At 71.9% G+C, this 18848-nt stretch carries 17 protein-coding genes, 2 tRNA genes and 2 pseudogenes; 14 read left to right on the forward strand and 7 right to left on the reverse strand.

What is annotated here, in order from left to right:
- Positions 1-60: 60 nt before the first annotated feature.
- Positions 61-1377 carry an MFS transporter gene (locus ACYVOO_RS08095; RefSeq protein ID WP_461014952.1) on the reverse strand — a complete coding sequence of 439 codons (1317 nt, stop codon included), beginning with the start codon at positions 1375-1377 and terminating at the stop codon, positions 61-63.
- A gap of 114 nt (positions 1378-1491) precedes the next feature.
- On the opposite strand from ACYVOO_RS08095, the gene ACYVOO_RS08100 reads away from it, so the two are divergent.
- Positions 1492-2079 carry a TetR family transcriptional regulator gene (locus tag ACYVOO_RS08100; protein WP_461014953.1) on the forward strand — a complete coding sequence of 196 codons (588 nt, stop codon included), beginning with the start codon at positions 1492-1494 and terminating at the stop codon, positions 2077-2079.
- Positions 2080-2116: 37 nt separating this feature from the next.
- Here the strand turns inward: ACYVOO_RS08100 and ACYVOO_RS08105 are convergent, their stop codons facing one another.
- Positions 2117-6469, reverse strand: a complete 4353-nt coding sequence (locus tag ACYVOO_RS08105; protein WP_461014954.1) for a PAS domain-containing protein — start codon at positions 6467-6469, stop codon at positions 2117-2119.
- 437 nt (positions 6470-6906) lie between these two features.
- Positions 6907-7362: an SSI family serine proteinase inhibitor gene (locus tag ACYVOO_RS08110; RefSeq protein ID WP_461014955.1), complete on the reverse strand. Its 456-nt coding sequence runs from the start codon at positions 7360-7362 to the stop codon at positions 6907-6909.
- Positions 7363-7700: 338 nt separating this feature from the next.
- On the opposite strand from ACYVOO_RS08110, the gene ACYVOO_RS08115 reads away from it, so the two are divergent.
- Both ACYVOO_RS08115 and ACYVOO_RS08120 read left to right on the forward strand, forming a co-directional pair.
- A tRNA-Ser gene (locus ACYVOO_RS08115) sits at positions 7701-7790 on the forward strand.
- Between the two features lie 244 nt (positions 7791-8034).
- Positions 8035-8107 (forward strand) — tRNA-Arg (locus tag ACYVOO_RS08120).
- A gap of 80 nt (positions 8108-8187) precedes the next feature.
- Here ACYVOO_RS08120 and ACYVOO_RS08125 read toward each other — a convergent pair.
- A pseudogene (locus ACYVOO_RS08125) lies at positions 8188-8544 on the reverse strand (tyrosine-type recombinase/integrase); the annotation flags it as partial.
- Between the two features lie 231 nt (positions 8545-8775).
- Here ACYVOO_RS08125 and ACYVOO_RS08130 point away from each other — a divergent pair.
- The 7 genes from ACYVOO_RS08130 to ACYVOO_RS08160 all read left to right on the forward strand — a co-directional run bounded on the left by ACYVOO_RS08130 (position 8776) and on the right by ACYVOO_RS08160 (position 13600).
- Complete coding sequence (locus ACYVOO_RS08130) at positions 8776-9036, forward strand: hypothetical protein (RefSeq protein WP_461014956.1); 261 nt, start codon at positions 8776-8778, stop codon at positions 9034-9036.
- 317 nt (positions 9037-9353) lie between these two features.
- Positions 9354-10682 (forward strand): histidine--tRNA ligase, encoded by a 1329-nt coding sequence (gene hisS, locus ACYVOO_RS08135; RefSeq protein ID WP_461014957.1) that lies wholly within the window; start codon positions 9354-9356, stop codon positions 10680-10682.
- A 43-nt stretch (positions 10683-10725) separates the two neighbouring features.
- The gene (locus ACYVOO_RS08140) at positions 10726-11337 is read left to right on the forward strand and encodes a hypothetical protein (RefSeq protein ID WP_461014958.1); all 612 of its coding nucleotides are present in this window, start codon (positions 10726-10728) and stop codon (positions 11335-11337) included.
- Positions 11338-11406: 69 nt separating this feature from the next.
- A complete protein-coding gene (locus ACYVOO_RS08145; protein WP_461014959.1) occupies positions 11407-11655 on the forward strand; it encodes a hypothetical protein in 249 nt (82 codons plus the stop codon).
- Positions 11656-11814: 159 nt separating this feature from the next.
- Positions 11815-12285: an NUDIX domain-containing protein gene (locus ACYVOO_RS08150; protein ID WP_461014960.1), complete on the forward strand. Its 471-nt coding sequence runs from the start codon at positions 11815-11817 to the stop codon at positions 12283-12285.
- 85 nt (positions 12286-12370) lie between these two features.
- A complete protein-coding gene (locus ACYVOO_RS08155) occupies positions 12371-12838 on the forward strand; it encodes a hypothetical protein (RefSeq protein WP_461015005.1) in 468 nt (155 codons plus the stop codon).
- Between the two features lie 306 nt (positions 12839-13144).
- Complete coding sequence (locus ACYVOO_RS08160) at positions 13145-13600, forward strand: peptidase inhibitor family I36 protein (protein ID WP_461014961.1); 456 nt, start codon at positions 13145-13147, stop codon at positions 13598-13600.
- Positions 13601-13675: 75 nt separating this feature from the next.
- On the opposite strand, the gene ACYVOO_RS08165 is transcribed toward ACYVOO_RS08160, so the two are convergent.
- Entirely contained in the window at positions 13676-14116 is a 441-nt protein-coding gene (locus ACYVOO_RS08165) for an Lrp/AsnC family transcriptional regulator (RefSeq protein WP_453344455.1), read from the reverse strand.
- An 80-nt stretch (positions 14117-14196) separates the two neighbouring features.
- Between ACYVOO_RS08165 and ACYVOO_RS08170 the strand changes: the two genes are divergently transcribed.
- Both ACYVOO_RS08170 and ACYVOO_RS08175 read left to right on the forward strand, forming a co-directional pair.
- Positions 14197-14961, forward strand: coding sequence for an AzlC family ABC transporter permease (locus ACYVOO_RS08170; protein ID WP_461014962.1), 765 nt, complete (start codon positions 14197-14199; stop codon positions 14959-14961).
- A complete protein-coding gene (locus ACYVOO_RS08175) occupies positions 14951-15283 on the forward strand; it encodes a branched-chain amino acid transporter permease (RefSeq protein ID WP_453344457.1) in 333 nt (110 codons plus the stop codon). Before ACYVOO_RS08170 ends, ACYVOO_RS08175 begins: the two co-directional genes overlap by 11 nt.
- Positions 15284-15334: 51 nt before the next feature.
- On the opposite strand, the gene ACYVOO_RS08180 is transcribed toward ACYVOO_RS08175, so the two are convergent.
- Together ACYVOO_RS08180 and ACYVOO_RS08185 are read right to left on the reverse strand one after the other, a co-directional pair.
- Positions 15335-16282, reverse strand: a complete 948-nt coding sequence (locus ACYVOO_RS08180; RefSeq protein ID WP_461014963.1) for an LLM class F420-dependent oxidoreductase — start codon at positions 16280-16282, stop codon at positions 15335-15337.
- A 215-nt stretch (positions 16283-16497) separates the two neighbouring features.
- A complete protein-coding gene (locus ACYVOO_RS08185; RefSeq protein WP_461014964.1) occupies positions 16498-16986 on the reverse strand; it encodes a subtilase-type protease inhibitor in 489 nt (162 codons plus the stop codon).
- Positions 16987-17417: 431 nt separating this feature from the next.
- Between ACYVOO_RS08185 and ACYVOO_RS08190 the strand changes: the two genes are divergently transcribed.
- Both ACYVOO_RS08190 and ACYVOO_RS08195 read left to right on the forward strand, forming a co-directional pair.
- Positions 17418-18203, forward strand: a complete 786-nt coding sequence (locus tag ACYVOO_RS08190) for a response regulator transcription factor (RefSeq protein ID WP_461014965.1) — start codon at positions 17418-17420, stop codon at positions 18201-18203.
- A gap of 7 nt (positions 18204-18210) precedes the next feature.
- A pseudogene (locus tag ACYVOO_RS08195) lies at positions 18211-18848 on the forward strand (two-component sensor histidine kinase); the annotation flags it as partial.

The raw sequence follows: 18848 nt of genomic DNA on the forward strand, positions 1-18848 counted from the left end.
TTCCGGAACCGGGCCCCCACCCCTTTACCGGGCCCCCACTCCTTTACCGGGCCCTGGCCTCTACCGGGTGACGCCGCCCGACGCGGCCACCGCACCCCGGCGGCCCCGGCCGCCGTCGCGCCCCGCGCCGCCCACGTACCCGAGCACGAGCCAGCACAGGGCGACAGCGCACACGCCCGTCCAGCCGAAGTGGGTGAAGGCCGGGCCCGCGAGCGCGGAGGCGGCTGCCGCGCTGATGAAGGCCACGACGATGTAGCCGGTGTTGGCCGCCGAGGGCGAGTCCGTCGAGCTCAGCGCGCGCATCTGGTTGGCGACCTGCCCCGCGACCAGTCCGGCGTGCACGAGCAGCGCCGCGGCGCACAGCGCCCACATCCGCTGTCCGCCCAGCCAGAAGAGCGGCAGCGCGACGGCGGCGAGCACATAGGCCGTGTTGACGACGCGCCGCGCGCCGAAGCGGTCGACCAGGCCGCCCGAGAGGGGCGCGATGGCGGTGGCCGAGAGGCCGAAGAGGCCGAACAGCCCGGCGCTTCCCGTCGAGAGGTGGTACGGCGCGCCCGTCAGCAGCAGCGCCAGCGAGGTCCACAGCGCGCTCCACGCGCCGAACAGCCCGCTCTGGCGCGCGCACGCGCGCCGCAGCTCGGCCGACCCGGCGAAGGTGCGCGCCGTGCGGGCCATCCCCCGCAGCGGGTTCGCCGCACCGCCGCGTCCGGGGTTCCCGTCCGCGCGACGGGGCCGTACGTCGGCGGGCAGCAGCGCGGCCGTGCCGAGGCTGACGAGCACGGTCAGCACGGCGGAGCCGATGAACACGGCGCGCCAGCCGAACACGTCCCCGGCCATCGCGCCCAGCACCCGCGCCGCGACGATCCCGGTGAACAGCCCGGCGACGATCGCGCCGAGGTGCCGCCCGCGCCGTTCGGCGGGGGCGCGCTCGGCGACGAGCGGTACGAGGAGCTGGGGCACGACGGTGACGGCCGAGGCGACGAAGACGGTGAGGCCGAGCACGGGCAGCCCCGGCGCGAGGCCCGCGCACGTCATGGCGACGCCCGCGGCGAGCGCGAGCGCGGCGACGAGGCGGCGGCGGTCGGCCGTGTCGCCGAGCGGCGCGAAGAGGAGCAGCCCGGCCGCGTAGCCGAGCTGTCCGAGGGCCGCCACCCAGCCGAGCGCCGAGGCCCGCACGCCGAAGCCCTCGGCGATGAGGCCGAGGAGCGGGGCCGCGAGATAGATGTTGGCGACGGTCACCGCGGTGCAGACCGCGATGACGGCGAGCAGCAGGGCTGGCGGTACGCGTGTGTCGCGTACGGGTGCTTGGGGCCGCGCGCCGGCGGATATGGAGGCGGAGCTGTCCGTCGGCGTGCGGGTGGTGGACGAGGGCGGCATGCGGTCCCTTCTCTCGGCTGGCCAAGGTGATCAACCAACCTGTTGGTTGAAACATTTCCAGGGGACACGCCGCGCTGTCAACCAAATAGTTGGTTGTGCGGCTATGCTGCCCGCATGACAGGAACCCGGGACCCCGAGGCGACCAAGGCGCGCATCTTCGCCGCGGCCACAGCGGAGTTCGCCGCTTACGGCATCGCAGGCGCCCGCATCGACCGGATCGCCCGCGAGGCGCGCGCGAACAAGCAGCTCATCTACGCCTACTTCGGCAACAAGTCAGAGCTGTTCGCGCTGGTCCTGGAGCACCGTCTCATCGAGCTGGCGGCGGACATCCCCGTCGACGCCGAGGACCCGGGCGGCTGGATCGACCGCCTCCTCGACTACCACGCGGCCCACCCCGAACTGGCCCGGCTCATGCTGTGGGAGGGCCTGGAGTACGGCACCTCCGGCATCCCTCGCGAGAAGGAGCGCGAGGCGCACTACGGGCGCAAGGTGGAGGCGTTCGCCGAGGCGCAGCGCAGGGGCGTCATCGGCTCGACGATCCCGGCCCGCGATCTGGTCTTCCTGCTGATCTCCCTGGTCGTGTGGCCCACGGCGGTGCCGCAGATGCGGCGCTTCCTCGTCGGAGGCGCGGACGACGACACGGAGCGGCTGCGCGAGTCCGTCCGCACGGCGGCCCGCCGCCTCACCTCGCTGCCCTCCTGAGCCGGGGCGGCTTCGCTGAGGCGGGTGGCGCGACGGGTCAGTTCGCGCCGATCTTCGTGAGGAGGTCCACGATGCGCGACTGGACCTCCGTGCTCGTCGAGCGCTCCGCGAGGAACAGCACCGTTTCTCCCGAGGCGAGCCGGGGCAGTTCCGCTGGATCCATGTCGGCGGAGGTGTAGACGACGAACGGGGTGCGGTTCAGCAGCCCGTTCACCCGGAGCCAGTCGATGATCCCCGCGCGACGGCGCCGTATCTGCATCAGGTCCATCACGACCAGATTCGGCCGGATCTGCGCCGCGACCGGCACCGCGTCGGCGTCGGTCGGCGCGTGCGCGACCTGCATGCCGCGCCGCTCCAGTGACGCGGTCAGCGCGCTCGCGATCGCCTGGTGCTCCTCCACGAGCAGCACGCGTGGCGGGTGCTGCTCGCTGTCGCGCGGCGCGAGTGCCTTGAGCAGCACGGCGGGGTCGGCGCCGTAGGCGGCCTCGCGGGTCGCCTGGCCCAGACCGGCCGTGACCAGCACCGGGACCTCGGCCGCCACCGCCGCCGTCCGCAGCGACTGGAGCGCGGTCCGCGTGATCGGCCCTGTGAGCGGGTCGACGAAGAGGGCGGCAGGGTAGGCCGCGATCTGCGCGTCGACCTCCTCGCGCGAGTGCACGATGACGGGGCGGTAGCCGCGGTCCGACAGCGCCTGCTGGGTGGAGACGTCCGGCTCCGGCCACACGAGCAGGCGGCGCGGGTTGTCCAGCGGCTCCGGGGGCAACTCGTCGTCGACGGGCCGCGGCGGCACGGCCAGCCCACGCCCTTCGGACACCTCGACAGGGCTGTCAGGCCCGTCGAGCGGCTCGGGTCCCTCGGCCGCGCCCGCGTCCGGAGCCCCTATGACGAACTCGCGCGCGGGCGCCTGCGCCTGCTGGGAGTGGGGGTGCGGCTGGGGCTGCGGTTGAGGTTGCGGCTGGGGCTGCGGCATCGGGCCCGGCATGGGTCCTGGCGGCTGCTGGGCGCCGTCGTCCGGGGGCGTCGCCAGCTTGCGGCGGCGGCCCGAACCGGCCTGCTGGGCCGGAGTGGACGGTGTCGACGGTATGGCAGGCGCGGGCGCGGGCGGCAGCGCGCGGGCACCACCCTGCGGCTGCTGCGCCCGCTGACCCGGCTGCCCGGCCTGTCCCGCCTGGCCTGCTTGCCCCGCCTGACCTGCCTGACCTGCTTGTTCGGCCGCTATCCGCTGCGCGAAGGGCACGCCCTGGCCGAGCGTCCGCACGCACGGGCCCTGGCCCGTCTCGTACGCGCCCGCCTCGCCACCGCCGCCGGTGCCGCCGGTGCCCTGCCGCGACGGGCGTTCGGGCTCCTGCGGCAGCGGGCCGCCGCCCAGGATCGGGCTCGCCGCGACGACGGAGTGGTCGGCGGACTGCGCCTCGCCGCCGCCGCTGCCCTGCGCGCCGGTCTCCTGCACGGGCGCCGGCCCGGGCTCGGTTCCGGTTCCGGTTCCGGTTCCGGGGGCGGGGGCGGGGGACAGCTCGGGTCGTGACGGCTGCTGCCGCGGGTCCCGCTGGGGGAGGGGCCCTGCGGGGTACGCGGAGGTCGAGTCGCCCGGCGCGCTGGGCGAGGGCGGCAGCGCGAAGGGCCCGTGCTGCTCCTGGGGCTCCCGCACCGGGCCCTGCGCAGCGCTCTGCGGCGTCGGCTGCGCGGGCGGCATCGCGAACGGCGCGTTCTGCGGGCCCTGCTGGCCGCCTTCCTGGCCCTCGTACCCGGTCTCGCCCCGCGCGGCGGCCTCCGCGCGCTCCCTCGCCCGCGCGAGCCGCCGCGCCCTGCGGCCACCGCCCGCGCTCTGCTCGACGCTGCCGCTTCCGCTGCCACCGCTGCCGTCGTCGCCCTGGCCGCCGGGGCCGAGCGCGGGCAGCGCGCCCTCGGCGCCGCTCTCCTGGCCCTCCGGCGCCCGACGGCCACGGCGTCCCGTGCCCGGCTGGGCCTGCTCGGGCAGCATCGTGCCCGGTCCTTCGGCATCCGGGACCTGGCCGCCGTCCTCCGGAGCGGAGAGCGCGCGGCGCGCCCTGCGGCCCGAACCCTGGCCCGCCCCCTGGTACTGCTCCATCGCGGTGCCGGGCACGGTGCCGGGCGCGCCGCCGTGGGAGACGTCGCCCTCGTCCAGCGGCCCCGGGACGGCCGTCCCGCCGCTCGGCCCCGCGGGCAGCGCCAGCGCGCCGCCCCGCGCGCCCGCCTCGCCCGCCGCCGCCTGGTCGTGCCGCTCCTCGGCGGGGCTGGGCCGCCCGCGCCTGCGCCCCGTGGGACGGGGCTCGGCCGCGACCTCGGCGCCCGCTCCCCCGCCCGTCTCCGCACCGGGCTCCGGTACGTCGACGACATCCGTCGACGTGCCACCGCCCGTGCCGCCCACGGCCATGCCCGTGCGCGGGTCGACGAGCGCCTGCCGTCCACCGCCGCTGCCGCTCTGCTGCTGCGCCGCCGCGCCCGCGTGCTCCCCGCTCGCGTGCTGGCCGGTGCCCGCCTGCTGACCGCTCGTCGTCCAGGCGCCGCCCATGCCGGTCGCCTCGTGCGTCGTGCCGCCCGTGGCCTGGTCCTCGGTGCCCCGTACGGGCTGGGCCGGGACCGGCATGACCGTCGTCTCGCTGTCGCGCGGCCGGGGGATCTCGCCGCCCGGGCCGCCCGCGCCGCCACCGGCCGCCGCAGGGACCTGTCCGGTGCCGTCGCCCGCGGCGTCCGCGCCGGAACCGCCCGTCGGCGTGGTCCCCGTGCCCCCGGCGCCGTTCGTACGGCCCGTACCGTTCGTGCCGCCCGAGCCCCCGGTGTGCCCGGAACCGCCCGTGCCGCCCGCACCGCCGCCCGCACCGCCGCCCGCGCCGCCGCGTCCGCCCGAGCCGCCCCCGGCGGCCACCGGAACTTCCAGCACATACGCGCTGCCGCCCGCCGCGCCCGGCACCTGGTGCGTCTGGAGCACGCCGCCGTGCCGCGCGACGATGCCCCGCACGATCGGCTCGTGCACGGGGTTGCCGCCCCCGAACGGGCCGCGTACCTCGATCCGTACGACGTTCCCGCGCTTCGCAGCCGCGACGACGATCGTCGGATCGACACCGGGCGCTGCGGCGACCGGCGCGTTGCCCGTCGCGTCCACGCCCGCGACGTCGGCCACCAGATGCGCCAGGGCCGTCGCGAGCCGTTCCGGATCGACCTCGGCCTCGATGGGCGGCGCGTGCACGGCGAACTGCGCCCTGCCGGGCCCGATCAGTTCCACCGCGCCCTCGACCCCGCTGGCCACCACGGCGTCCAGCGAGACCTTCTCCACCCGCAGCTTCTCGCGGCCCGCGTCGAGCCGCTGGTAGCCGAGCACGTTGTCGACGAGCGTCGTCATGCGCGCGTAGCCCGCTGCCAGGTGGTGCAGGATCTGGTTGGCCTCGGGCCACAGGTTCCCCGCGGGGTCGGCGGCCAGGCCCGTCAGCTCGTCGCGCAACTGGTCGAGCGGCCCGCGCAGCGCGGTGTCCAGCACGGCGAGGAGCTGCTCGTGGCGGCCCGAGAGCGCCTCGTAGGCGCGCCGGTCGGCGAACGTCAGCACCGCGCCGACGAGCTGCTCGCCGTCCCGCACCGGCGCCGTCGTCATGTCGACGGGCACCGGGCGCCCGTCCTTCGTCCACAGCACCTGACCGACCCGCACCCGGTGCTTGCGCCCTGACTTCAGGGTGTCGCTGAGCGGGGTCTCCTCGTACGGGAGCGGCGTGCCGTCGGCGCGCGAGTGGTGCACCAGCGGGTGCAGTTCCTGGCCGCCCAGGTCGGTGGCGCGGTGCCCGAGCAACTGCGCTGCCGCCGGGTTGACGAGGACGACGCGGCCCTCCGTGTCCACGCCGACGACGCCCTCGGAGGCGGCGCGCAGGATCATCTCGGTCTGCCGCTGCTGCCGTGCCAGCTCGGCCTCGGTGTCCAGGGTGCCGGTGAGATCGCGGACGACGAGCATCAGCAGCTCGTCGCCGGTGTACGTGTTGCCGGCCGCGCCGCCGCGGCCGAGTCCGTGGTCGGCGAAGGCGGCCTCGAAGGCGGAGGCGTACGGGGTGCGCCCGTCCTCCAGGTTCGCGCTGGTCACCTCGACCGGGAACTCCGCGCCATCGGTGCGCCGCGCGACCATCCTGGTCGGCTTCTGACGCTCCTGGATCTCCGCGGCCTCGTTCGGCCTGCGCATCGAACCCGGAATCCGCTTCGAGTCGAACTCGGGGAGCAGATCGAGCAGCCCGCGACCCACCAAGGCGGTGCCCGGAGTCTCGAAGGTCTCCAGCGCGATGGTGTTCGCGTTCACCACCGTGCCGTTGCAGTTCACCAAGAGCAACGCATCGGGCAGCGCGTCGAGTATGGCGGCGAGGCGAGCAGTGCCTCGGGATGGCCTGCTGCTCACGACGACGTTTCCTCCCTGTAACCCACGGTGCCGGTGACCCTCGCCCGGTCCTGCCGGTCCGGTCACGACTGCCAGTCTGCCGCTCACCCCGGGCGTGTCACTAGGGGGAGTCTACGGGCAGCGGTTGTGCGCGCGGCGACGGATGTGCGGGAGGAAGCGGTAAACCCTCACCCGTCCCCCCGACGTTCCCCCAACGACCCGCGCACGGCGGGACGATGGCCTCCACCGCCTCCGGCCCGGCCCCCGCCCGGCTTCCGCTCGGTTCGACGGGGGCCGCGCGCTTGTCGTACTCAACGGGCTTGGGAGCCTTGTCGCCTTCCTCGCGATAACTGGTGCTAACGGGTGACTGCGAACGCGTCCCCGGGGGGAGGGCAGGTCAGAGGGGTGGCCGGGATGCGGGACGGAGGCGGAGCATCCGCCTTCCGTCGTCTCTGCCGTCAGCGCGTTTTCGGAAGCGCGGGTACGAGCGCGTCCCAGCGCCGGATCTCGCAGCCGTTGCCGCGCGAGAAGCGCGCGTCGATCTCCCGACCGCGCCAGGTGCCCACGATGTGGGCCGAGGCGGGCCCGCCGTAGATCATCGTGCACTTGGTGTCGGGGGCGACCGGCTCGAACGGATTCGCCCCCCGGTCGCTCGCCGCCGCCAGCGCGTCACAGGCCCCCTGGGCGTTCGGATGATCCCCGCCCGTCGGACCGCACTCCAGGCTGTACGTGCCGTCCATCGCGGAGTTCCCGCTGTCCTTGACGGTGAAGTTGAGGTGGTCGGCCTTGGCGGGCGGCGCGGTGCGGGCGGCGGGGCCGTCGCTGCCGGGGGTGGCGGCGGCCGGGGCGACCAGGCCGCCGGTGACGAGGGCCGCCGAAGCGAGGGCGATGGCGGGTCCGAAGCGGCGCGGCATGTCTGCTCCCGTTCTCTTTTCTCTGCCGGGTCTGAGCCGGATGACGTGCCGGGCGGCGGTCGCGTCGTCCGTCCCATCCGTCCACCGGGACGCGGGGGCGCCCCTTGTCCCCACTAACGCTCGGCGGCGCGTGGCGTTGCGCAACTCGACGCGCCGCCCCCTTCCGTGGAACCGCCCGGCCGCCCCGTCGGCCCTCCGCCGGCGGGGGTGGCGGTATCGCGGCTACCGCTTTGCCCAGGGGACATGCGACCGGGTACCGTGGGGGCCGATTGGAGGCAGCCCCACGGGCTGTGCCATCATCAGCACACACCGCCTGGCTTTCCAGGGCGGCTGTGTCTGGAGGCTTCGCCTAGTCTGGTCTATGGCGCCGCACTGCTAATGCGGTTTGGGGTGACCCCCCATCCCGGGTTCAAATCCCGGAGCCTCCGCACTCTGATCCCCAGGATCACCGAAAGCCCCGGCCTCGACGGCCGGGGCTTTTTCGCGTGCGCGGGCTTCGCACCTGCCTCCGCGCGCGGCGCGAGCGGCCCGTCGACAAGATCGCTCCAGAGTCGTGGATCCGACCGTTTCCGCAGGTCAGGGCGGGTGCGGGAATCGGATTTCGCCTCTGGCCACCGGTCATGTAATGTTGTTCCCGCAACGCCGCACCGGCAAGAAAACGCCGGAAAGCAAGCGCTCGTAGCTTAACGGATAGAGCATCTGACTACGGATCAGAAGGTTGCAGGTTCGAATCCTGCCGAGCGCGCAGCAGCTCAGAGGGCCCCGGGTTATCCCGGGGCCCTCTTGCGTTGGGGGCGTACAGCAGCGAAGTACAGCAACGGGGCCTTACGCGGCTGATTCGCCCCGGAGCGCTTCCGAGAGCTGCCGGAGCGCGTCCCGGACCTCTGAGTCGTCCGCGTCCGCGTAGACGTCCATGGTCATTGCGATCTGCGAATGCCGCAGGATGCGCTGTGCCACCTTCGGGTGGACCTTGAGCACGACCAGGAGCGCGCTGGTGGTGTGCCGGGTGTTCCGCAGTGGGATCACGCGGAGACCGGCCCGGCGAGCCCGGAGCGCGAACATGCGCGTCAGGTTCCCCGGCTCGATCGGGGTGCCGTACTTCGTGGTGAAGACCAGGCCGTGCGAGTCCTGCCAGAGATCACCGGCAGCCTTCCGGTCGCCGACCCGCTGGGAGCGGCGCATACTCCGTACGCTGACACGGGTGACGCGCTTGATCGCTGACAGCAGGTGGAGGGGGCGACGCGGTCGCCGCCAGCGCGCGGGGAGCCCGTGGGCTGTGCGAGGTGCACGACGCGGGACTGCCCGTGGCCCTCACCGACGAAGGCGCCCACCATCTACCAGGCCGATCTCGACCACGCTTTGACTCGGAACCAGTTCGCCCGGGCGACTCTGTCCATCAGCAGCCTGGACGAGGTGGAAGCGCTCAGCCGGGAAATCTGCGGCTACTCCGAGATCGGCTACGAACGCAACAAGGCCAGTTGGCTCGGCGCCCTGCCCGAACAGGACCTTGCCCCGGACACCGTGCTCCGCCAACTCGACCAGTTCGAAACCGAGGCCCGCGCCCGAGGCATCACCTACACCACGTTCCGCCGCCTCACCGAAGCCCTCGGCTTCAACCGCACCCCACGCCCCCAGTCGCGTGAGCGAGGGCGCCCGCAGGCCCGTGAGCAGTGAGGAGGCGGCGAGCCGGAGGTCGGTAAGGCCGTGGTTGGGACGGATGGCTTCCGAGCCTTGATCCACCTCCCCGGCCCGGGCCCCTCGTCGGGCAAGCCCTGGGGTCGATGGGGCCAAGATGCGGGCATGCAGCAGCCAGCCCGAGTTGCGAAATCAGCGTAAGGCTCCCAGCGCCTGCCGGACCCGACAGGGCAGGCCACCGGCCCAACACTCTCCAGCCGCCCGTGCGCGTGCCGCATCGCCCGTGCGCTGCCGTACAGCCTTGTCGCTAATGAAGTGTTTTGCTCTCGGCAACTGGCTTCCGGGAGTATGACCACATGGCCTCGTTGAAGCAGTTTGAGCCCGCATCCGGGACGCGTGATTTCCTTGCCGCTGAGTACGAAACGCGTGAGCGTGCGTTCGCGACGATCCGTAGCGTGTTCGCTCGCTACGGCTTCCAGCCGCTCCAGACGCCAGCGTTTGAGCGGCTGGACGTCCTTACTGGCAAGTACGGCGACGAAGGTGACAAGCTCATCTTCAAGATTCTTCGTCGTGGTGAGCATGAGGCCACGGGCGAAGCTGATCTAGCCCTCCGCTACGACCTCACAGTGCCGTTGGCCCGTGCGGCAGCGGCGTACGGCAGCCAGCTCCCCTCCCCGTACAAGAGGTACGCGATCGCCCCCGTGTGGCGCGCCGACCGGCCCGGCAAGGGACGGTTTCGCGAGTTCGTACAGTGCGACCTGGACATCGTGGGTTCGTCCTCACCGCTCTCCGACGCTGAGATCGTGCTTGCCCTGCACGATGCCTTGGATGCCCTTCGCGTCCCGGAATTCCGATTCCTGATCAACTCCCGGCACGCCCTGTTCGGTTTGCTGGAGGCATACGAAGTTCCGGAGGATCTCGGAGCGGGCGCGCTCATCACGCTGGACAAGCTCGACAAGCTGACTCCGGACGCAGTCGTCAGCGAACTGGTGGCCAGCCGTGGACTGGCGTCCGGGATGGCTGAAGGGCTTGTGGAGGACCTGACTTCACAGGATTGCGTTGAACGCATCCGGGCACGTCTGAAGTCCAGTGAGACAGGCCAAGTCGGCCTGGCAGAAGTCGATCAGCTCCTGGCACTCACCAAGGGCGCGATCCCCGCGGACCGCACCGTATTCACCCCGAGTCTGGTACGTGGGCTCGACTACTACACGGGGATCATCTTCGAGGTGACGGCCCCCGGTATGCCCGGGTCCATCGCCTCCGGAGGCCGGTACGACACGCTTATCAGCCGACTCGGCGGCAAGGACGCGTCCGCATGCGGCGGCTCCCTCGGTATCGAGCGCATCCTGCCGCTGCTCCAGCAGGCCGAGTCGGACAGCTACGCGCAGGTGGATGTCGCGGTCACCGTCATGGACCAGGACTTTTCCTCCGAGACCTTCCGGCTGGCGGCTGAGATCCGCCGCTCCGGCGTTCGCACAGGTGTCTACCTCGGTACGAGTGGGAAGTTCGCCAAGCAGATGAAGTGGGCTAATGAGCAAGGGGCGCGCTTCTGCGTGATCTACGGCGCAGCAGAACGCGACGCCGGAACGGTCACGCTGCGCGACATGGCCACCGGCGACCAGGACCAAGTCCCGTTCGACCAGGCCCCTGAAGAACTCGCAAGGCGGTGCGCACCGTCCAGTTGACGCAGTGGGTGCAGCCCACGTCGATCGTTCCGGGGAGGAACGGATGGGACAGCAAGGTGAACGCATCTTCCAGGCCACGGCGGAGCGTGGGTTTCCCGATCCGTGGCTGAGTTTTGGGGACTCGCTCTGTGACGAGGCGGCTCTGAGTACAGAGCTGACGCGCGCCATCAACAAGGCTCGCAAGGACCCTTCGGACGTAACGCGTGCTGAGATCGACGGCGTCTTCGCCGCCAAGGAAGCGAACCTCGTTCGCTGCGCTGGCATCCTCGAACAGGTCCTCGGCGACTACGACGAGACGGGCATGTGGGCCGTCTTGGATGAGCGGGCCTCCCGGTTGGATGTCGCGGATGTGCTGGAGACCTGGGGACGCACACAGGCACTCCACCCGTTCCCGGTGGTCCTCAAGAGCCTTGAGTTCAACTGGACTTATATGAAAGAGCACAGCGTTCGTGCCTTCTACGAGATGACACGCGGTTACATATCCCGTCTCCAGGAGAACACCAACCGCTGGAGCGCCGCTTGGGGTGCCGAGGTAGCCACCGGCACCGTGGATCGCGTCACCGCCATTGAGTGCGACCTTGCCAGCATCGAGGCACCGATGCACTGCGACGTGTGCAAGAAGACCATCACGGCCTTGCTGTACCTGGACGAATAGTCTGCGCGAGGCCCAGCAGAGCAGCAAAGGCCCCCGCTTCGGCGGGGGCCTTTGCTGTGCGTGGTGGTTATGGACGCGCTCCCCGGCCGGGGGCTGATCACGGCCGGGGAATCCACGGCCAGGGCATCCCCGACCGGGGCGGGGGACTACGAGTGGCTGCCGAGCAGTAAGCCGACGACCAGGCCGATGCTCCCGGCAATCGCGATGATCAGCAGCGGCCCAGCACATGCAGCGACCCGCTCCAGTACGGGTGTCACCAACCCGGGGGCGTGGAGCGCGTTCATCAACGACGTGGAGGCCGGTCACGAGGAGCCGTGAAGCTCCCGAAATGACGGCAACGCTGACGGCGACGACGGTACACAGAGGCTGTCAGCCACCCACACCGGCGCACTGGTCAGCAAGTCCACGAGCGCCCTTGCAGAGTGGTGTCCGAAGCTACGGATCAGAAGGTTGTACGCCCGTACGAGGAGGATGACCATGGCACGAGCTGAGTACTACGACGACCTGACCGCGCCCAAGCCGAACAGCTTGGTAGTCGCCGCGTCCGCCGTAGTCACCGATGCAGAAGGGCGCATCCTTCTCCAGCGTCGACGGGACAACGACCTGTGGGCGCTGCCCGGTGGCGGCATGGAGGTGACCGACTCACTTCCGGGGGCAGCCGTCCGGGAGGTGAAGGAGGAGACCGGCTTGGACGTGGAGATCACTGGTCTCGTGGGCACCTACACCGATCCACGCCACGTGATCGCGTACACGGATGGCGAGGTGCGCCGACAGTTCAACGTCTGCTTCACGGCTTGTGTCGTCGGTGGACGGCTCGCGATCTCGGGCGAGTCAACGGAACTGCGGTTCGTCCAGGTCGAGGAGATCGACCTCCTGTCCATGCACCACACGCAGCGGCTCAGGATCGGGCACTTCCTGGAGCAGCGTGAGCGGCCCTACCTGGGCTGATCTTGATGCCGCAGGTGGCGGTCAACGGTGTCGGCGACCGCCTCTGGGTGTATGTTTCGCGGCCGGGCAGTGGGCAGCCGGGGGCCTGCTCTTTTCGGCTGTACGGCGGTGGCGTGGATGGAGGTGTGGAGTGGGGCGGTATGTGCGGTTTCAGGGGACGAGCAAAGCGGCGGGGCGGCGGAGTTTTCCGGGGGTGTTCGCGCTGGTCAACACGTTGGCGCGGGAGGGGAGGCTGACTCCGGAGCAGGAGCGGTTCCGACGGGTCAACAACGACTGGTACGACGCCAGTTTCACCAACCCGGCGCACGTCGACCCCACCGTCTACGACCCGGACGTGAACCCGGGCGCGACCGCGTGGTTCAAGGTGACGTCGACCGAGCTGATCGCGCGCGTCGACGGTTATCTGGAGATCCTCGCCGCGCACGGGGTGGAGTGCGTGCGGGTCGACTCCTCGTCGCCGGGGCGGATCGTCTACGAGGACGCCGACCAGGTCGTCGTCGTCCCGGAGGCCGCCCTCCCGCAGGGGGAGGGCACGCGCACCGGGGCGCCGTAGGCGCGGGGGCGGCGGGCGGCGCCGGTGTGTGGGACCCGGGTGCTGAAACGCGCTGTGTGATCACTCCTGGGGAGGACCCGTCGGGCGGGGAAGGGAACGTTCCGGCTCGCGTCAGCGGCTCGTCGACTGAGGGGATGTGCCCAGGTCACGGAGTCGCAGACGGGGAGAAGCGGCAGGCAAGAGCGGCCACCCGGCCAGGGCGATCACTTTGAGTCTCCTGTCCACCACTTGGCGTAATCGACGGCGGGGGCGGCGAACCTCTTCTCGTCCCGCACCCGGTGGGGCTTCCCGACGCAGGAGGAACGCATGACGACCAACCACAGGAACCGCGCCACCAGGCTGGCCCGTACGACCGTGAGGGCGGCGGCTGCCGTGGCAGCGGTGGTGCTGCCGTTGGGTGCCGGAGTCGCCCACGCCGCCCAGGCCGCGGGGCCGGAGGGCGCGCTGCCCCCGGGCGTGGTCAAGCTCAACGACGGCGAGCCCTGCCCGTCCGCCACGCTGTGCCTGTACCGCGACTACGGCAACCAGGGCCCCGCGTACGGCATCGGCGCGGGTTACAACGTCGATCTGAAGCAGCTCCCGATGGAGGGTGGCAACGGTTCCAGCGCGGCCAACAACGTCTCGTCCTGGGTGAACAACACCGGCTCGGTGGGACTTCTCATCGACGAGGACGGCCCCACCCGTCCCCTCTTCCCCAGCCAGCAGCTCCAGGAGCCCCCGCAGTTCAACGACACGGTCGACCTGGTGGCCTGGCCGTCATAGTCCCCGCGTGCGTGCGTGCGTGCGCCGTCGCCTTCGCGGGCGGCGGCGCACGGCCGTGCCGGCCCCCTCGTCCGTCTAGTCGTCCGTCTTGAGCCGCTTCATCGTCAGGTGGGAGTCCACCCGCGAGACCGCGGGGAGGCCCATGATGTGCGTGATCAGGAAGCGTTCGTACGCCTCGTGGTCGGCGACCGCGACGCGGATGAAGTAGTCCGGGCGGCCGAACATGCGGCGGCACTCGACGACTTCCTCGTACGACTCGATCGCCGTCTCGAACTCCTCGACCGTCCGCAGGTCGTTGACCCCGATCTCGACCGCCAGGACGACCTCCAGGCCGCGCCCCGCCGCCACCGGATCGACGCGCGCGCGGTAGCCCGTGATGATCCCCGCGTTCTCCAGCCGCTTGACGCGGCGCAGACACGGGGGTGGGGTCAGCCCGACGCGCTTGGCCAGCTCGACGTTGGAGAGGCGGCCGTCCTGCTGGAGGTGAAACAAAATTTCGCGGTCTAGGTCGTCCATGGCGCACCGTTGCTCGTAAAGCGGATATCGGGTAGTGATCCGCAACCATATTACGCGCGAATCGACCTAAAATTTCGTCCATGGACATATCTGTAAGGGGGGACGCCGGACCCCCCTGCGACCAGGCGGTATCCACTGATCGCACGGCCGCCGACCGCCCCCGGCCCGGCTTCCGGCAGGGGCTCAGGGACACCGGCTCCGTCGGTCTCGGGCTCTTCCCGCTCGGGGTGGCGCTCGGCGTGCTCGTCGTGCACTCGGGCCTGGACTGGTGGTGGGCGACGGCGTGCACCGCGCTCGTGTACGCGGGGTCGCTGGAGTTCCTGCTGGTGGGGATGGTCGTGGCGGCCGTGCCGCTGGCGCAGATCGCGGCGACCGCGTTCCTGGTGAACTTCCGGCACGTCTTCTACGCGCTGTCCTTCCCCCTGCACCGGGTGCGGAGCCGGACGGGAAAGGCGTTCAGCACGTTCGGGATGACCGACGAGGCGTACGCGCTCACCGCCTCCGGTTCGGCGGCGGAGATGAACGGGCGGCGCATCGTGTGGATCCAGGCGCTGTGCCAGGCGTACTGGGTCGTGGGCGCGACGGCGGGCGCGCTGCTCGGCGGGCTGATCCCCGACGGTGTCGTCGGCCTGGAGTTCGCGCTCACCGCGCTCTTCGTCGTCCTCGCCATCGACGGCATACGGGAGCGGCGCGATGTGCCCACCCCCGTCCTCGCGCTGCTGTGCGCGCTGCTCGCGCAGGTGGCGCTGCCGGGGCAGATGCTGGTGGCGGCGATGGGCATGTTCGTCGCGGCGCTGCTCGTGCGTTACGCGCTGCTGAAGGGGAGGCCCGCTCGTGCACGGTGACGCGTATCTGCTGGCCGCTGTGGGCGTCGCCGCCGCCGTCACCTGGGCGCTGCGGGCGCTGCCGTTCGCGCTGCTCGCGCCGCTGCGCGGGTCGGGGGCCGTCCACTACCTCAGCGCGCACATGCCGGTCGGCGTGATGGTCGTGCTCGCGGTCTACTCGCTGCACGACGCCGAGCTGACCACGGCGCCGTATGGAGCACCGCTCCTGCTGGCGCTGGCCGCCACCGTCGGGCTGCATCTGTGGAAGCGGAACGCCGGGCTGAGCATCCTGGGCGGGACGGCGTTCCATGTGCTGCTCGCCAGCGTCGTCTTCGCGGGGTGAGCGGGCTGACCGGCGGGGCGGACCGCGCCGCCCCGCCCGGCCCCGGTCACGTCAGGTCAGCGCGAGCGCGTCGGACAGCAGCCGCCACTGGTCGAGCGGGAGGTCGGTGAAGGCGTTGGCGGTGACGGTCTGGAGCGCGACGTGGTCGGCGCCCGCCGCGTGGAACTCGTCGACGCGCGCCCGTACCGTCTCCGCGTCGCCCAGCGCGAAGACCGCCGCGAGCAGCCGGTCACTGCCGCCGCCCGCGAAGTCCTCCTCCTCGAAGCCGAGCCGCAGCAGGTTCTTGGTGTAGTTGGGCAACTGGAGGTAGCGGTCCAGATAGGCGCGGGCCACCTCGCGGGCGCGGGGGAGGTCGTCGTCCAGGACGACCTTCAGCTCCGGCGCCAGCGCCGCGTCCTCGCCCAGCGTCGCGCGGGCCTTCGCCACGTGCTCGGCCGTGACGAGGTACGGGTGCGCGCCGGCGGCGCGGTCGCGGGACAGCTCCAGCATCTTCGGGCCGAGCGCCGCCAGGACGCGCTGCTCCTTCGGCACGGGCGTCGCGGCGGCGTCGAGGCCCGCCAGGTACTCCTTCATCGCGGTGTACGGGCGCCCGTACTGCGGGACGGCGATGCTGTGGCTGACGCCGATGCCGAGCAGGAAACGGCCGTCGTGCGCGGCGTTCGCCTCCACCGTCTGCGCGGCGACCTCGGCGGCCGGGTGCTCCCAGATGTTGAGGATGCCGGTGGCGATCACGGCGCGGCTGGTGGCCGCCAGCAGCGGGAGTGCCTGGCCGACGCTCGGGCTGCCGCCGATCCAGATCGTGCCGTAGCCCAGCTCGTCCAGTTCCGCGACGGCGTCGGCGATCTCGGCGTCCCGCTCGGGGCTGTCACCCGTGCGGATGGCACCGCTCCAGATGCCGACGGTGCCCAGGCCCTTGCCCGGGGCTTGGACAGAGCCGGCTGCTCGGGCCGCCTCGTTCTGCTTGCTCGTCTCGCTTGCCTTGGGATCGTTCGTTGCCATAGGACGCACAGCCTCCGGTTTCGGCGCGTTATTCCGGCCGGGCGGCCGGCGGGCGGCTGTCTGGCGTCGTCCGTCTGGCGTTCCGGTCCGGACCGGGGACGTGCCCGGAGAGCGGGGGACTCTCCGGGCCGCCCCCGGCTGGGGGCCGCGGCTCGGCCGACGGCCCGTCCCGCTCGCGGGGAGGCGTGCGGGACGTCCTTGGTACCCGGAACTCCCTAGAAGGAGAAGACAGACATGCCTTCGGAGCGCAGAACGCACGAGTTGGCGTACGTGCGCTCATACCGCACGCGCTCGCCCTCCCAGACGCCCTCGGCCGTCACGACCACCGGGTCGTAGATCTTCGTGCACACACTACGTCCTCGGCCGGGAAGTGCGTCGAAGTCCCCCTGAGCCGCGCGGAGTTGGCCGCAGGCGGCGGCCGGTGCCGGGTGGGTTCCCGTCGCGGTCGGGCGGCAGGAGAGCGTCACCGCGCGCAGCGGCACCGTCGTCTCCGCGCGCTCGCCCCGCGCGACGGTCAGGGTCAGCGCCGAGGGGGCGAAGAGGGAAGTGGCGGCGGGCGGCTCCGAGGGGGCCGGGGTCACCGAGGGGGCCGGCGCTGCGAGTGCCGTGCCGCTCAGGGGGCCGAACGAGGCCGCGACCAGCAGTGCGAGCACCGCCCCGCCGAGTCTCCTCCGGTTACGGGTGCCGCGGTGGGTGTTCCGCATATCGTGCATCCTTCCGCTTGTGGTGTCGGATAGCGGACGGAAGTCTTGCCGGGCCGCCGCCCTGGACGCATATCCGGGGAGCGGTATTCGGTAACGTTGCGTGTTGAATCAGTGGCGTGAAGTGAGTAGGCGGACGGCCGGGTTCCCCGGGGCGCGGGGCACGGACCAGCGCTTCGGTACGGTGGAGCGGCGCCGGGAGCCGCCACGCGACGCGCGTGGCCGGATACGTACCGTCCCGGACGTACGGGAACACGGCGCGAACCCGCCGCTCCCAGCCGGGCGACCTCCGCGCCGCGACCCCCGCCCCGACCCCCGCCGTGGCGTCCGCGCGGGCCCCTCACCGGGCGCTTTCCGGCTGGCCGGACCGTTTCTCAGTGAATTCACAGACTCGCCACAGGCTGCTCTCAGCACCGCTGTCCACGCTGAGACGTATGCATGAGACCTCCGCCTCCCCCACGTCCCCCGCGGCGTCCTCCTCGCGCGGCGAGCCGCGTACCGAGTCGCGGACCGAACTGCGGCGGCCCGACGGCAGCCCGCTGCGCGTGCTCGTCGTGGACGACGAGCCGTCGCTGACGGATCTGCTCTCCATGGCGCTGCGCTACGAGGGCTGGGAGGTACGGGCGGAGGGCGACGGCGCCTCCGCCGTGCGCGCCGCGCACGAGTGGCGGCCCGACACGGTCGTGCTGGACGTCATGCTCCCGGACATGGACGGCCTGACCGTCCTCGGCAGGCTGCGCCGCGAGGCCCCGGACGTGCCCGTCCTCTTCCTCACGGCCAAGGACGCGGTGGAGGACCGTATCGCGGGTCTGACGGCGGGCGGCGACGACTACGTCACCAAGCCGTTCAGCCTGGAGGAGGTCGTCGCGCGGCTGCGCGGCCTGCTGCGCAGGTCGGGCGCGGCGATGGCGCGCAACGAGTCGCTGCTGGTCGTCGGCGATCTCGTGCTCGACGAGGAGAGCCACGACGTGCAGCGCGCGGGCGCGGAGATCCGGCTGACGGCCACGGAGTTCGAGCTGCTGCGCTTCCTGATGCGCAATCCGCGCCGGGTGCTGAGCAAGGCGCAGATCCTGGACCGGGTCTGGTCCTACGACTTCGGCGGGCAGGCCAACGTCGTCGAGCTGTACATCTCGTATCTGCGGCGGAAGATCGACGCGGGCCGCTCACCGATGATCCACACGCGGCGCGGCGCCGGATATCTGATCAAGCCCGGTGAGTGACCGGTCCGTGAGTGACCGGAACGACCGGGGGCGGGGGCGGCGGCGTGGCCGCAGCCGTTCGCTGCGGACGCGGCTGGTGGTCTCGTCGGTGGCGCTGATCGCGGTCGTGGCTGCGGTGATCGGTGCGGTGACGACGATCGCGCTGCGCTCCTACCTCTACGACCAGCTCGACACCCAGCTCGCCGACGTCGGCATGCGCGCCGCCGGTCCCGGGCCGCCCGGCCACAAGAGGCCGCCCGGCGACATCGACCTGCGCTTCCTGGCACTGGGCGGCCAGCCCGTGGGCACGGTCGGCGCTGTCGTCAACGACGGCGAGGTCACCGAGACCGGGATCAGCGTCCAGCAGGACAGCGACGAGGGCGAACGGCCCCAGGTGACCGTCGAGTCGCTGACCGACGCGCAGGCCGAGGCCTTCGCCTCGTTCCCGCGCGACGGCCGCGCGCACACCGTCGAGGTGCCCGGCGCGGGCGGCTACCGGATCAAGGCGGTGCCCACCGCCGGCGGCACCCTCGTGCTCGGCCTGCCGACCTCCTCCGTCGAGGACACCATCAACACCCTTCTGGTGGTGGAGGTGTGTGTGGCGGGTGCGGGGTTGGTGGCTGCGGGGATTGCGGGGACGGTGTTGGTGGGGGTGGCGTTGCGGCC

It is taken from the genome of Streptomyces daliensis, from assembly GCF_054782395.1.